Genomic DNA, 15525 nt, shown 5'->3' with positions numbered 1-15525 from the left:
GTTTTCCTCTCGAATAAATTCGTTAAATTCTGTCTTTTATTTATTAATTGATGCGGAATTTGTTGTAGCTCTCGAAACGAGTTGGATCTGAAATCACCACTCGATCTCCTACTTGCAGTCCATCCAATACCTGGATTTCACTGACAGAGCCGTAACCCAATTGCACTTCGACACGCTCGGCGAACTCGCCACCATCAGTTAAGCGGTACAAAGAGGATTGGCTGCGGCTTTGCGCAAATAAAGGACGCTCTACATACAACGCATCTTCAATTTCAGTAATCTTGATTTCGCCGTCGACGCTCAAATCAGGACGAGCATCGTCGGGTAATTCTTGAGTAAAGGCTACGTCAACCTGAACGTTGCCGTTAATAACTGCGGGGTCGATACGGGATACAATCCCTTCGATTTTGCTATTACGAGTGTCGATGGTTACGTGTTGACCAATCGCAACATCACGAATTTGGATTTCAGGCACTTGCAACTCGGCAATCAAAGAATCACGTTGAGACAGCTTGGCAATGTTGTCGCCCATACGAACACGTTGACCCGGATCCAAAGGGACTTCCTGAATAGTACCGTCCATTGTGGCAATAACCATCAAGGCATCAACCTGTTGCTGAATTCGCTCTACGCTCTTCTTGGTTTTGTTCAAGCGAGCTGAGCGAGCAATGTTTTGAACCTTCAGGTTCTCTTGAGACTTTTTATATTCTTCTTGCGCGGATTCCCAACGCTGTAGCGTTTGATCCATTTCTACTTTGGAGCGCTGGTAGTCCAATTTGGATACCGCATTAGTTTGAATCAATTCTTCGTGAGCATTGTATTCATTCACGGCATGTTCGTAAGCCAGCTTCAAATTCAGCAAGTTAGATTTCATTTCCAATAGCTGAGTTTCCTGAGCAACTCGAGCCGCTTCATGTTCAGAAGTTAAGGCTTCCAGTTCCCACTTTTCTTCGGCCAATTGCTGAATCAATTGAGGGTTGGTCATCTCAACGATGAGGTCGCCTTCTTTAACAATGTTACCGGCTTTCAGCACAACGCGAACAACGGTTGCGTCGGTCATTGCCGCTAACCAGTGAATTTTGTCCGGAACCAATAAACCTGTACCACGAACTGATACAGTGTAATTACCACGCTTCACTTCACCGATGGTCAGAGAGCTTCGATTGATACTAAAATCAGCTTGCCCCATCACCCAAACATAATTAATCAGGAACAGGACAGGAATAGCAGCAGCAAGAATCATCAATATCTTTTTGTTATTGAATTTTTTCTTGTTGGGTTTGTTCTCAGTTACGTTAATTTGCATCGATACTCCGTATAGATTCCGCTATTGGACACAACTTCAACTTAATGAATCCGACTATCTGGATGAAACTTCCAGCACCAGCATGAATTTATTTACCTTACATGACCCCACAAGCCAATATCATGCCAACTTGCATCACCATGATTTAAAAGGAAAATATATTACTTACCGATACCAAGTCCCAGATCAGGGAAAGATTATACACCTAGCCGTCCCATTTTTGGGACTATTGTGTAAAAAAGGTTAATAATTATTTTACCGAAAGAATTCAGAGCCCGGGTATTCTTACCCAAAGGAGAAAAAGAGAGGCAGAAAAATCAAAAAACTTATCACTATTGCAGTAAGTATTGATTTTTCCTAAATGAGAAATATCACTTCACGTATTCATTTGTCGATATTGCGTGTACCCGACAAGTTAGGAGCAAAGACTAAATCACTAAAGCCACTGATGTAATGTAATCCATCTCTCCCAAATAAAATGTCGTAGATACTTACCGATGCAATAACACTTCCTGTAACACCACCATTGCCGCAGTTTGTTTATGCAATGCCTGACGAAAAGCAATACTGTACTCACCATCCAACACGCTGTTCGCCACGTCCTGTTCACGAATCGCGGGTAAATCATGCATAAACAAGGTTTTACCGGTTTGGTTCAGCGTATCCATAATGCCCTGAGTCACCTTAAAAGGACGGAATGCTTCTTTCCAGTTTGGGTCTGGATGCGACACGCCCATGGTTTCCCAACGCGTTGTGTACACCACATCGGCACGCATAGGTAAATCAGCAATATCATGGCTTTCAATAATAGTAGAACCGATAGCATGAGCTTTAGAGCTGGTGCTTTCCAATACCTGCGAATTCAAGCCATATCCTTCTGGCGTTAACAAGGTCAATCGCATATTAGGGATCAAAGACACGGCGTAAGCCAAGGCCGCCGCACTGTTATTGCCCTCGCCCATATACACCAGATGCAAGCCATCAAAGCTGCCGAAAGCTTCACGTATGGTAATCAGATCGGCAATGGCCTGGGTCGGATGCTCCGACTCACTCATAGCGTTGATCACGCTCATTTGCTCTTGGGCAGCCAAGGCTTGCATGTCTGAATCCTTACCATTGGTACGAACCACCAAGGCATCCAGGTATTGGGCTAATACCCGCCCGGTATCTTCCGGCGTTTCCCCGGTAGAAAGCTGCAATTCATTGGGCCCATATTGAATAATTTTGGCACCTAACTTAAGCGCCGCAGCAGCAAAAGAAGTACGAGTACGTGTTGAATGCCCGGCGAAAAATAAACCGACAATTTTGTCGTCCAAACGATGATGTGCCTGAATGCCGTTTTCAATCATGTCGATACCACGCTCGACCAATTGTAATAAACGCTCGGGATCTAGATTTTGTAAGGTAAGGAAATGCATGTTGTCTCTCTCGGATAAGCTCTTCGGGTTTTGGTTTCAAGGCATACGCTTTAGATAAAGAGCCATACACTTGAAACACAAACCGCTGATATTTTTAACCGAGTATAGAGAAGAAAGGAAAACAGAAACAACCAGAAAAACGATATTTTGTCTTTATTTTTCAATTAGATATAAATTTATCAACCTATTGGTAAATTGCTTTAACGCCTGAGATTCTACAGGAAGATTAATCAGAAACAGGTTTAGAAGTTATAAAACAGAGGAAGTTGAAAGGAAGGAAATTAAAAAGAAAAGAGATAAAAATAAAACAAAAAACTATCGCACTAGCGAATCAAGATTAACTAATATCCAACTAGTGCGATGCGTTTAAGAAACGATATTAAAACGTCAAACCAATACGGTTAGCCACTTCTTCGTAGGCTTCGATGACATCACCCAAGCCTTGGCGGAAGCGGTCTTTGTCCATCTTCTTATTGGTTTCCTTGTCCCACAAACGGCAGCCGTCGGGTGAGAATTCATCGCCCAGTACGATTTCGCCATTGAACAAGCCGAATTCCAGTTTGTAGTCCACTAAAACCATGCCGCCAGCGTCAAACAGTGCGGTTAGCACGTCGTTCACTTTGAAGGTCAGTTCTTTCATTTTGGCGATATGTTCGTCTTTCGCCCAACCGAATGAACGGATGTGGTATTCATTCACCATAGGGTCGTGCAAGGCGTCGTTTTTCAGGAAGAATTCAAAGGTTGGCGGGTTAAGTACCAAGCCTTCTTCCACTCCCAAACGACGGCAAATAGAGCCAGCAGCACGGTTTCTAACGACACATTCAACCGGGATCATTTCCAGCTTTTTCACCAGACATTCGTCGTCGGATAGCAGTTGTTCCATTTGTGTTGGAATACCGGCTGCTTCCAGCTTTTGCATGATGTAATGGTTAAACTTGTTGTTCACCATACCTTTGCGTTGAAGTTGCTCTACCTTTTGACCGTCGAATGCAGACGTGTCATTGCGGAAATGCAACACCAACAGGTTTTCATCGTCGGTGCGATAAACAGTTTTGGCCTTGCCACGGTACAGTTCTTCTCGTTTTTGCATCTTATCGTACTGCCTTACATTGCAATATTAATAAACAGGGCTAGAGATTATTTCTCTGCCACTAACAAGGAGAGCACGTTACCGTGCTCTCGAATTCTTTTTACCCTATCGGGTTTAACCTTGCTGGTTAGATGTCCAAATCGTCGGTCGCCATCACTTCGGCAATGGGGTTAAACAGGTCGGTTACCAATTGCGACGATAGTGCTTTACTCTCACTATCCTGGAATGTGATGCTGGTTTTTTCACCTTGCTGCACCACTTTCAAACGGTATTCCTGTTTTTCCAGAGGTAATTCATCCGCTCCCCCCCAGATACCGCTCCACCAACCGGAATCAATACCAGTATAGTTGACGAATAACAGTCCGTTGGATTTATCCAAATCTTTTACGTTGAAGCCCATTTTACGCAACACCAGCAACAAACGAGACCAGGCAATTTCATAGCTGGCATCGACCATAAAGGCTGGATCACCATCAGCATTAAAGCCCAATTCCATCTTCAAACCTTGTTGAATCTGGCGTAAGCGACGCGCATCGGCAATACGAATTTGCTTGGCGTAATGGCTGATGACGCTGTTAAGAATTTCGATTTCTTTCAGTCGAACCGTGGATTCGTCCAGTTCAGCAATAACTTGATCGTTGACGGTTTCCAGATAATCTTTCAGCTCCACTTTCAAGGCGGCAGAACGACCATGAGGCTTAACATCCAACTGGAACTCGAAACGCTGACCAACGCTACGCTCGGTTTTTGTCCAGCTATACCAGGCAGAATCTTCAACGTTTTCAATCACCATCCAGTCAGAGACTAACCGTTGCTTGTCTTTGTCGAATGACACAACGCCAATACCTTGTTCATCCAGGAAGTTCAGCAGGGAATTCCAGATGGTTTCGTCTAAAGGTTGAGAATCATCGACCTGATCAAACCAGACAACAGCTTCACGCGAACCTTCTGTGATATGAGAGCCCGTTACCAAAGGCAACACTAATTGAGGTGACTGAACACTCAATTTACTGCCCAATAAATCTCGGGGAGCTTGTTCACCTAAGGCCGGTAAGGTGTATTCGTCTGAGAAGTCAGGTCTGTCCTTATTTTCAGGGATCACTAACTTCGTGGTTTTCGCTTCTTCCAGATAATCAAATCCGCCACTTGCCGCATGACGGGTTTCCACCGTACTACATGCCGACAAAAGCGAAATCGTTCCCAAGCAAACTAATGCGTACTTATGCAAAGTAAATCCTCTATGCAACAATTCCCATGCCCTGTAACAATTTCATCACTGTATTTTGGGTTTCGGGTTCAGGTTCAACCATAGGTAGTCTTAGTGCTGGAGTTTGAGTTAGCCCCATTTTATACAGCACCCATTTTGGTACTACCGGATTAGGTTCGATAAATAAAGTGGTGTGAAGTTCCGCAATTTCGTCATTAATCTTGTGTGCCAATGCAGAATCACCGTTTCGCGCCGCATCACACATCTGTTTCATTTGTGCCGGTACGATGTTGGCGGTCACGGAAATCACGCCATCGCCACCCGCGCATAAAAAGTCACAGCCCGATGGGTCATCACCACTTAGAATGACAAAATCATCGGGAACACGAGGTTTCAAATCCGCCAAACGCGCCAAATCGCCTGTTGCGTCTTTAATACCAACAATATTCGGGTGTTTAGCCAATTCAGCCACAGATTCATTACTCAGGTCGGCTACGGTACGGGAAGGCACATTATAAAGCAGGACAGGCACAGGGGCAGCGTCAGCAATGGCATTAAAATGAGCAATCATACCGCGCTGTTGCGGTTTGTTGTAGTAAGGCACAACACTCAAAAAACCTTTAACGCCACTGTTTTTCATTGCGTCACCCAGTTCAATCGCTTCCTGGGTAGAGTTCGCGCCAGTACCAGCGATGACAGGGATTTTACCTTCGCTGAATTCAACCGTTTTTTCTACAACCTTAATATGCTCTTCAACTGGCAATGTTGCTGACTCACCAGTGGTGCCAACTGACACGATAGCATCAGTTCCGTTTTCGATGTGGAATTGCACAAGTTTTTGCAATGAAGCATAATCGACATCGCCTGATGGCGTCATCGGAGTGATCAGAGCAACGATACTGCCTTTGAACATAGTAACTCCCGAAAAAATGAGCGCTAATGGTAATGACCTGTGCCTGCAAAAACAAGTCACCAAGCAGTAATAATATCAGGTAATCGACAGAAAATTCTGAGATGACTACCTCACACAGTTTAGTAATTATGAAGCATCAATTAATTGTGACCTTTTTAGGTGCCAATAGAACTGGCATTTTGAGCCAAGTTGCCAACCTGGCAAGTGCATACAACTGCAACATTTTGGATAGTCGCCAAGCGATTTATGGCGAGGATTTTTCCTTGACCATGATCCTGGAAGGTTCCTTGAACAGCATCACCAAAATGGAATGCGAACTGCCACACTTATGCTTGAAGTTAGAGTTGTTGTCGATGATGAAACGTACCCGTCATCATAATAAACAACATCTTGAAAGGCTGGCAGATATGAGTTTCTTTGGTACTGGCGCGGTTGAACGCACTGCGGAAATTATGGCGTTTTGTGCCAGTAAAGATATTCGCATTACCGCATTTCGCCAGCACAATAAAGACACCGACAATGTGAAGTGCAAAATGATTGCTTCATTACCTTCGGGGATTTCATTTGATGAACTCAGCACCGATTACATGAAGCTGTTGGAAGAATTTGAGTTATCCGGTCACATAGAAGAAAAAACCTAGACAACAGGAAACACACTATGCCTATTCAAGCTGGTACACCCGCACCAGATTTTAGCTTACAAGATCAAAACGATAAGACGGTTACCCTGTCACAACTGAAGGGTAAAAAGGTATTGGTTTACTTTTACCCGAAAGCCATGACGCCGGGCTGTACAGTACAAGCACAAGGCTTGCGCGACGCAAAAGCCGAGCTTGATGCCAAAGGGTTGGTTGTATTGGGTATTAGCATTGATGCCGTACCACGGCTGACCAAATTTGTTGAGCGCGATGAATTAAACTTCACCTTGTTGTCAGATGAAGACCACGCTGTCGCCGACGCCTTTGGTGTTTGGGGCCCCAAAAAGTTCATGGGTAAAGAATATGACGGTATTCACCGCATCAGCTTTTTGATTGATGAAAACGGCATGGTTGAACATGTTTTTGATAAATTCAAAACCAAGGATCATCATGAAGTGGTTTTGGATTATTTGAACGGTTAAGCGTCTAGTTAGCTTTATTTACGATTCTGGGGTTCTGTTTTAACAAAGCCCCCCCTCTTTCAACATCATCACAAATCGCCAGATTTAATTTTTTCCTGCCCAAACTAACAATTAAAACACGCATTCCAGGTTAAGCGCCCAATGTTAGGATTGGCGCTTAAGCTATTGGCTTGCAGGTCGCCTGAGTGCAGTAAGTTGGCAGAATACACCAGCATGCGATTGAATTTAGCGGGAACCTGATAAATACGTTCAAACAGCGCGGTATCGCCGTTAATGAATTCACCTTTGGGCATTCCCACTGTCGTCGCCTGTCGTTGCAAGGTTTTCATATATTGCGGCGCTCGTTGCTGGGTAATGCTTTCAAACCCGGTTTCTCGGTGGCGATAGAATGAAGTGCCACCATGCTCACTGGTTTGCTCATTTGCGCCTGAGTCATTTTTGAACAGATAACCAACAACGGCGTATTGCTGTTCGCTGACGGAATCGAAATGAGGAATAAGCTGGATAGGTTTCACCTGCTGCGGCGATTTAGTGGCTAATGACAATGCCAAGAACTCCAGTGTTCCGGCTTGTTGCAGTTGCTTATTTAAAGCGCTGGCGAGAGACTTTTGCAGATATGCTCCTATATCAGAAACATCTGTACCACTTCGATAAAAATAGCGTCTAACGCCGGGGTAATAATCACCGGGTTCTTCGGCGAATTCTTCTTTCGAATCAGCGCAAGCGGCTAATTCAGCAAGAGCTTGGGGCTGCAACCAGAAGTCATCCACAATCCAGACAGGCAGTGCTTCGTTGCCTACACTAATGCACTGCCACTGCGCTTTTGGGTTAACATCAAAGCGAAATAAAACATCGGTTGTCGAAGTGTTCTGGTCAAGCGTTACTGAAACCACTGCCTGGCGTTCTCCAGCATCTTGTTCTTTCTATCGATGAGATTGTAAATCTGCCCTTGTGACGCAATCATGGCGTAGATTGGACGCAAATAATCATCCTGTTGCAGTTCAACAAGCAGCTCTGGCGATAAGGCTTGCAGCGCGTCTTCATCAATGGTGTAAATGCCCGTAACTGTATGGCTTGAACCATCAGACAAAGTAATTTCCAGAGACAATGGTGTCACCAGTTTAAGCTGCAACATTTTTTCGATAAAACGACTAGTTGCAAACTCCCCTTCCAAAAGCTGCACCAGGTTTGCATTTTGCGCCTCAAGATAAGCTGTTGGATCACCACTATCGTCAAATAGAGCTTCACCATCATTATCCGATAGGCAATCGCTTTCAGCGTCCAGACAAATCACATATTGTCCTTCGGATTCATCATCCTGCCCTAAAAACAAAGGCTGGCGCACAACTTGTAGCGGAATATAAATGCCTTGCCACTTGCCTTGTTCCCAGAACAAATTCTCTCCAGCGTCTAACCCCATCATGGCAGAACATAAAAATTCACCGGTTTCTGCATGTTTGGTAAACACAATGGGATATTGAACAACCAATTGCATAAATTCACTCACGACCACAGGAATTAAATGCAGTACAGCGCCTTCCGCTTCTACCTTATCTGTTCTTACGCGCACAAAACGATGGGCGCGACTATCCAATGCTACAAGTTTTGTCATGGCTTTATCTGTCCGATATTGTCTTGCTAGATTTTCTTGAGTAGCCATTCTAAATCCTTTGTAGCCCATATTGAGCAATTTTATTTAACAAATCTCGATTACTGGGTAATTTGGCACAGGCTTGTGCGATATTTTTTTGATTCATCATAAACTGCTCGTTAGCAAGTTCAGCATCCATCAGGCCATGTTGAATATGGCTTAAATCCGATTCAAAGCCCATTCCATAGAGGACATATTGATAACTGGCAGCAGGAAATACTTCGTTATTACTGGTGAAGTCATGATCATAAGGAGGGTGATATCTCCATAGGGTCATTAACTCCTGCAAACTGTCAGGAATGGTTTGAGGATCACGATTATCATCCCAAAATTTGTTATCCGTGCGTTTACTGAGAATGTAATGCAACTTGAGAAAATCAATAATGCGATCCCAGCGATATAAAAAGGTTTCGTTAAAACGCTTGGCGACAATATCCATAACGGTACGATTTCCTGGTAACTGCTCGGCAATCATCTGCGCTGAAAGCTCAACCAGCACCAAAGCCGAAGCTTCTAACGGCTCTAAAAACCCGGCAGATAAACCAACAGCAACGACATTCTTTTGCCAGAATTTGGCTCGATGACCACTTTTTATGTCGATTTTACGTACTGAATATTCGCCCAAATCTCTGCCAATATAACGCCCCAACGCTTCGTAAGCCGCTTGCTCATCGGTATGACGGCTGGAAAATACATGCCCAATGCCACGACGATGCTTTAATCCAATATCCCAAATCCAACCCGCTTCCTGTGCCGTAGAAATGGTATGCGACGCAATAGGCGAATCTTCCGAATCGTATGGAATCTGCACAGCTAACGCGCTGTCAATAAAGAGAACATCGCTACAGTCTTTAAATGGCACACCTAAATGCTCACCTAACAACAACGATTTAAAACCGGAACAATCAACAAACAAGTCGCCGTGAATATCGCCATTTTGTGCCGTAACAAGGGCTGCAACATCGCCATTGTCAGCATTGCGAATATCGACCACATCGTCTAACACATGCTGTACGCCCAGGTTTTCTGTGCAATGACGCTGCAACAATTGAGCAAACTTTCCGGCATCTAAATGGTAGGCATAGTTAGCTACGGCATTAAATTCGGCGGTGCGAATGGTTTTAGGCGCCAAGCCTTGCTCACAAACGGCTTCCTGAAAGCATACCGACTGGGAGAAAGAATGCTTTTGTTGCGTGTTTTGTTGCCGTTCTCTTAGCCGCTCTCTAAGCCAATAAGGAACCAAATTCACTTTGCCAAAGCCTTGCGGTAACACCAGTGGGTGATAGTAAAAATCGCTATCGCTGCCATCGACCCAACGTGCGAATTTAGCGCCTTGTTTGAAACTGGCATCACACTCACGAATAAAGTCGGTTTCGCTAATGCCCAATTGAATGAGCGTATTACGCATGGTTGGCCAGGTTCCCTCACCCACGCCAATAATCGGCACATTAGGCGATTCAACCAGCACCACCTGAATAGCAGGGTTAGTTTTGATCTTGTGTTTCGCCGCAATTCTTCCAGCAGTCAGCCAACCGGCTGCACCACCACCCAGAACTACTATTTTGCGAATTGCTTGTTGCATAGAAATATCTTGTTTGTTCTTTTTAAATGCACTTTTTAAATGCACTTTCCTAATACTTAATCGTCTATAAGCCAAAAATAGAAACTTTTAAGCAGACCCTCAGCCGCATGGACGCGGCCATCATGAAAAGCATGGAGCTTCCAGGGATGGATTCACGGCGAGTCTGCGTTAAGTTTCTATTTATGGCACATCAATCAACTTTGCAATTTAAAAATTAAAAGCTGCCTCTTACGCCTAATGCCCAACGGCGACCACTGTCTTCAACCAACAACAAATGGTTGGCAAAGCGACCACGCTTATGAACATACTCTTCTGTCAGGTTAATACCTTCAAAGAATACCGTGATGTTATCGCTAATATCGTAACTACCACTCATATCCAATTGATGATAATCCTCAACAATCGTTGGGCCATCACCTTGAACCTGAGTTAACGACTGAACGAACTCATCACGCCAGTTCCAGGCCAAACGTACTTGCAATGGGCCGTCTTCATAGAAGCCAACAAGGTTCAATGAATCGCTCAACCCCGTCACAGCAAACACCTGAGTAGTATCAGCCGGATCAAGATCCGCATTGCTATCTACAAAAGTGGCGTTAGCCAAAACACCAAAGCCAGAATCCAGCGTATGTTGCCAAGCCACTTCAATGCCGTCCACTGTGGCATTTTCACCATTGTTCGGCAAGGTATTGGTAAACACGGCAACCGCGTCATCAGCATCTGCTGCACCTGAATCACTGCCAGTGGAAGGGTCAACCAAGGTGCCGCCAGAAGCTGTAACAAAAGTACGGTCTTCCTGAGCATTAACAATAAAGTTCGCTACGTCTTTTTTGAAGTATCCTACAGAGGCATAACTGGCATCACCGTAGTACCACTCCAACGACAAATCGAAGTTGTCAGACTCAAAAGGCTCCAACTCGGGGTTACCCGAAGTCGAGGTTAAGTCCCCGCCCTGACGAGTCGTTGTGATCACCGTGACTGGCGACATGCTTTCCAATGTTGGGCGAGTCAAGGTTTTCGACGCGGCTACGCGAGCAATCAGGTCATCGGTCAATTCCAATTTAGCGCTGAAATTCGGCAGGATCGCATCATAGTCATTGTTAACAGAGAAAGCCTGTGCATCACCAAACTGAGCTAACATTTCTGTTTGATCCAGAATGGTTAAGCCGATAATTGGCGCTTCAGTACCCGTTACTTTTACATCGGTTTGCTCAACGCGTACACCGGTTGTCACAAACAACGGCATACCGCCAATTTCACCTTCAAAGTCCAATTCCAAATACGCCGCAATAGTTTCCTCTTCCACTTCAAAAGAGTTATTACGACGTACTGCATCAAAGCTTAAGCCTGATTGCTGTTCCAAATACACGAAGTGCGCTTCACCGTCATGCGCCAACCACTGAGTCGGCATTCTGCCACTGCCACTTACGCCACTTAGGAAGTCGCTGCCCGCATCAAAGACATATTGCGCCGACGCAGGAATCCCCGGCACATCAGGATAACCGCAGTAAGTACAATGAATGCCTACGCCTTCGTTATCCCAACGAGTCAACGCTTTGGTTTCCTTACTGTATTGCAAGCCAAACTTGGCTTTAGCGATACCTTGATCGCCCATATAATCGCCATCCAGGCGGAACTGAGTGATTTTATCATCTACCGCCCAGCCACGGCGTAACATAACGTGAGCACGGCTATTCGCAGGATCCAGCAAATCACTGACGCCCGCAGGTGGAACGTTAGGGTCATAGGCAGGGAATCCATCAATAGGAGACACACCAATTGCACCATCAATTTCTTGCTGACCACTGTAAATATTGCCATTGGCATCAGCGAACATGCTGGCAACAGGGAGGATATTATCGTCTACCTGAAAACGCACACGGTTGGCATAACCAATCAATGAAAGCTGATTACCGCGACCATTATTGGCTTCACGCTCGGCTTCTGAATGCGACAAATCGAACTTCAGGTTCAACTTATCATTCACATTCCAGTCCAGGTTCAAACCGTAAGCGATAGTGTCGGTTAGTCGGTCGAACTTCTTGGCGTGCATGTCCGTTGCCAAACCCACTTCCTGATACAAGTCGATAACCGTGCCGTTTTCATCCACCGTAGGGCGAACACGATTACCATCGGCATCAAACAGACTGCCATCGTCGTTAACGCCTTGAACGTTGGGCGCAGTAAACCAGTGACCGTAAGAAGTGGCATTGGTTTCGACGTCAAAGTCAGAATACAAAACATCAGCGGTTAAGGTCGCATCGTCATTCAATGCATACTGGAAAACCAGATTCGCGTTAGTGCGCTTACGGTTTTCAAATGTCACCTTGTGGTCATAGTTACGAGGTGAAAATACCGTTCCGTTCCAATCCGCACCACTTTCAGTTTGAGGATTGGGAATACCGACGTTTTCCAACCAACCGTCCATTTGCGCCTGATTCAAACGGGTGTCACGCTCTTGATGCGAGACCGCCAACAACACGCCAAAACGTTCATTGTCGAAGGTATTGCTGATCAAGGCAGAAACCTGAGGGGTCGCTTCTTCGCTGTTTTCGTCGTACACACCTTTAACGCTACCCGCTACCTTAAAGCCTTTAATGCTGAAAGGTTTCGCTGTGTTCACGTTAATGGTGGAACCTACACCACCCGATTGCATGGTCGCGGTTGAGGTTTTATGTACATCCAGGCTGCTAACCAATTCCGATGCAATAGTATCAAAACTAAAGGCACGGCTTTGGTTTTCAGAGGCGATTTGGCGTCCGTTGACCAATACCGTATTAAACTGCGGGCCAAAACCACGTACTGTAATTAGCTGACCTTCACCGCCTGAGCGGTCAATTGATACCCCAGAAATACGCTGTAGTGATTCTGCAAGGTTAGTGTCTGGAAATTTACCGATATCTTCAGCAGAAATAGCATCAACCACCCCACCCGATTCTTTTTTCACGTCCATAGCACGAACCATACTGGCGCGAATACCGCGAACCTGAATGGTTTCAACGTTTTCCGGACGATTACCGTTTCCTGTAGCTTGCTCCTGAGCAACCGCCATCGGGTTGCCAGCCATCGTTACCAACGCGGTAACAACAGCCGTAGAAAGTTTCGTTCGTTTATACATGTGTTCACTCGATCTTGTTTTTTGTTATCTCGTTGTGAGTTGCCATGTATGAACCAGTGTTCTGAGTCTATGAGCATCATTCTTGTCTCATAGAAGATGAGAGACAGTTCAACCAATTGTCAGCACCCTTTAAGCAGCAATCGCAGCGCTATTCACTTAGCCAGATAAAACGCTTTTATTCTGATGCTTCACTCTCTGAACACTAAAAAACCAACAAAACGACCTAAAGCTATGATGCTGAACACATTAGGCCGCCTTGTTGATCTCCACACAGACAACACACAAAAATTCCCGAGCCCAAAACACTTTCCAATCAAGCTTAAAAAGCCTTTGACGCACCGGGACATAAACAAAAACGAATGGCAAACAAAAATCCGCCATAACAACAAAAAATAAATGACAAAAAATTCACAAAAATTTTACGAATGGGGGAAATTTGTTAAATTCAGAATTACAAAGATTGAGCGATACCGCCTTTAACACCTTGTTTCCCAGGCTTGTTTTTTCTGTTATTCCCCCCATGATCTCCCTATAATGCGCCGCAAGTAATTAGAGTTTGAGTCAAGCAAGTGAACGTTGATCCGCAAGAAATAGAAAAATTTGAACAATTGGCATCTCGTTGGTGGGATCTTGAAGGCGAGTTTAAACCACTCCACGCTATTAACCCCTTACGACTGGATTTCATTGCCAACCATGCCAACGGCCTGTTCGACAAACGTATTGTTGATGTCGGTTGTGGCGGCGGTATTCTTGCAGAAAGCATGGCTCGATTAGGCGGTAAAGTCACCGGCATTGATATGGGTGAAGCGCCATTGCAGGTTGCTCGCTTACATAGCTTGGAAACTGGTGTAGAAGTGAGTTACGAGCAAATCCCGGCAGAGGATTATGCCGAGCAACACACAGAACAAGCCGATATTGTCACTTGCATGGAAATGCTGGAACACGTACCTGACCCGGAATCTATCGTGCGTGCTTGTGCCAAAATGTGTAAACCCGGTGGTTATGTGTTTTTCTCAACCTTAAACCGTAATACCAAAGCGTATCTGATGGCGATTTTAGGGGCTGAAAAAATACTGCGCCTGGTGCCTGAAGGCACTCACGACTACAACAAATTTATCAAACCCTCTGAGTTATTGCGCTTTGCCGACAATGCGGGATTAAAAGCCCGAGATATTACCGGCTTGCATATGCATCCTATCTCTAGAGAGTTTTATCTTTCCGACAGCAATGTCGATGTAAACTACATCGCCTTCTGCGAAAAACTATAAAGGATTAACGCAGATATGAGCATTCGCGCCGTATTATTTGATTTGGATGGAACACTGCTGGATACCGCCAAAGATTTGGGCAACGCCCTGAATCATGTACTGGAATACCACGGTTTACCCATTTGCACTTTGGAGCAATATCGCAGTACGGCATCACATGGTTCCAAGCGTATGTTGGAACTGGGATTTGGTGAACGATTTTCTGAATTCGATTTTGAGCAATTAAAAACACAGTTTCTGGATCACTACGAAAACAATATTTGTCGTGACACCGAGTTGTTTCCGGGCACAGAAGAAATGCTCATGTCATTGAATGAACTTGGCATCAGTTGGGGTATTGTCACCAACAAGCCGGCTTACCTGACTGAACGCCTGCTCCCCTATTTTAATGCCTTTAATCAATGCAAAGTGGTTGTGTCTGGCGACACACTGGAAAAAGCCAAACCTCATCCGGAACCTCTATTACATGCGGCACAACATATTGATGAAGAACCACAATATATTGTGTATGTGGGAGATGCCGAAAGAGACATCATTGCCGCAAAAGCCGCTAATATGAAATCGGTGCTAGCCAACTATGGGTATATTTCCGAACACGATAAACCCGAACAATGGCAAGCAGATATCCATATTGATCATGCGCTGGAATTACTCGCACACCTCAGATCATGAAAACACCATATATTGCGAGAAATATATTTACCAGCACTATATGTAGTGTTTTTTTGAGCAATTCAGACTGAGCCGAATAAAAATATTTTAAATTTTTTATTCGGTAATCATTTTCTTGATTTTGATAAATTAACTATCGTTTTTGAAGTTTTAAGTTAGCTCCTACTAACAAAAAGTCAC

Annotated in this window: 13 protein-coding genes; 4 read left to right on the top strand and 9 right to left on the bottom strand. The window is 44.7% G+C overall.

The window, feature by feature from the left end:
• Positions 1–43: 43 nt before the first annotated feature.
• The 5 genes from KIH87_RS08470 to dapA all read right to left on the bottom strand — a co-directional run bounded on the left by KIH87_RS08470 (position 44) and on the right by dapA (position 5934).
• Entirely contained in the window at positions 44–1306 is a 1263-nt protein-coding gene (locus KIH87_RS08470) for an efflux RND transporter periplasmic adaptor subunit (protein WP_232361096.1), read from the bottom strand.
• A 491-nt stretch (positions 1307–1797) separates the two neighbouring features.
• Positions 1798–2724: an ornithine carbamoyltransferase gene (locus KIH87_RS08465; protein WP_232361095.1), complete on the bottom strand. Its 927-nt coding sequence runs from the start codon at positions 2722–2724 to the stop codon at positions 1798–1800.
• A gap of 379 nt (positions 2725–3103) precedes the next feature.
• The gene (gene purC / locus KIH87_RS08460; protein WP_232361094.1) at positions 3104–3814 is read right to left on the bottom strand and encodes a phosphoribosylaminoimidazolesuccinocarboxamide synthase; all 711 of its coding nucleotides are present in this window, start codon (positions 3812–3814) and stop codon (positions 3104–3106) included.
• 127 nt (positions 3815–3941) lie between these two features.
• Positions 3942–5042 carry an outer membrane protein assembly factor BamC gene (gene bamC / locus KIH87_RS08455; protein ID WP_232361093.1) on the bottom strand — a complete coding sequence of 367 codons (1101 nt, stop codon included), beginning with the start codon at positions 5040–5042 and terminating at the stop codon, positions 3942–3944.
• 10 nt (positions 5043–5052) lie between these two features.
• Positions 5053–5934 (bottom strand): 4-hydroxy-tetrahydrodipicolinate synthase, encoded by an 882-nt coding sequence (gene dapA, locus KIH87_RS08450; RefSeq protein ID WP_232361092.1) that lies wholly within the window; start codon positions 5932–5934, stop codon positions 5053–5055.
• Between the two features lie 128 nt (positions 5935–6062).
• On the opposite strand from dapA, the gene KIH87_RS08445 reads away from it, so the two are divergent.
• Both KIH87_RS08445 and bcp read left to right on the top strand, forming a co-directional pair.
• Positions 6063–6575 (top strand): glycine cleavage system protein R, encoded by a 513-nt coding sequence (locus KIH87_RS08445; protein WP_232361091.1) that lies wholly within the window; start codon positions 6063–6065, stop codon positions 6573–6575.
• Positions 6576–6592: 17 nt separating this feature from the next.
• A complete protein-coding gene (gene bcp, locus KIH87_RS08440; RefSeq protein ID WP_232361090.1) occupies positions 6593–7054 on the top strand; it encodes a thioredoxin-dependent thiol peroxidase in 462 nt (153 codons plus the stop codon).
• A gap of 104 nt (positions 7055–7158) precedes the next feature.
• Here bcp and KIH87_RS08435 read toward each other — a convergent pair whose 3' ends face one another.
• The 4 genes from KIH87_RS08435 to KIH87_RS08420 all read right to left on the bottom strand — a co-directional run bounded on the left by KIH87_RS08435 (position 7159) and on the right by KIH87_RS08420 (position 13339).
• Positions 7159–7947 (bottom strand): DUF6445 family protein, encoded by a 789-nt coding sequence (locus tag KIH87_RS08435; RefSeq protein ID WP_232361089.1) that lies wholly within the window; start codon positions 7945–7947, stop codon positions 7159–7161.
• On the bottom strand, positions 7935–8666 hold the full coding sequence (locus KIH87_RS08430; protein ID WP_232361088.1) for a SapC family protein: 732 nt from the start codon (positions 8664–8666) through the stop codon (positions 7935–7937). The genes KIH87_RS08435 and KIH87_RS08430 overlap by 13 nt, the downstream gene beginning before the upstream one ends.
• 49 nt (positions 8667–8715) lie before the next feature.
• The gene (locus tag KIH87_RS08425) at positions 8716–10287 is read right to left on the bottom strand and encodes a tryptophan halogenase family protein (RefSeq protein ID WP_232361087.1); all 1572 of its coding nucleotides are present in this window, start codon (positions 10285–10287) and stop codon (positions 8716–8718) included.
• Between the two features lie 214 nt (positions 10288–10501).
• A complete protein-coding gene (locus tag KIH87_RS08420) occupies positions 10502–13339 on the bottom strand; it encodes a TonB-dependent receptor (protein ID WP_408635808.1) in 2838 nt (945 codons plus the stop codon).
• A gap of 635 nt (positions 13340–13974) precedes the next feature.
• On the opposite strand from KIH87_RS08420, the gene ubiG reads away from it, so the two are divergent.
• Together ubiG and gph are read left to right on the top strand one after the other, a co-directional pair.
• Positions 13975–14673 (top strand): bifunctional 2-polyprenyl-6-hydroxyphenol methylase/3-demethylubiquinol 3-O-methyltransferase UbiG, encoded by a 699-nt coding sequence (gene ubiG, locus KIH87_RS08415; RefSeq protein WP_232361085.1) that lies wholly within the window; start codon positions 13975–13977, stop codon positions 14671–14673.
• Positions 14674–14688: 15 nt separating this feature from the next.
• The gene (gene gph / locus KIH87_RS08410) at positions 14689–15345 is read left to right on the top strand and encodes a phosphoglycolate phosphatase (protein WP_232361084.1); all 657 of its coding nucleotides are present in this window, start codon (positions 14689–14691) and stop codon (positions 15343–15345) included.
• Positions 15346–15525 lie beyond the last annotated feature (180 nt).

Origin of the sequence: Paraneptunicella aestuarii, from assembly GCF_019900845.1 — a bacterium.
Classification (GTDB): Bacteria; Pseudomonadota; Gammaproteobacteria; order Enterobacterales; family Alteromonadaceae; genus Paraneptunicella; species Paraneptunicella aestuarii.
This window is presented reverse-complemented; position numbering and strand designations above follow the sequence as displayed.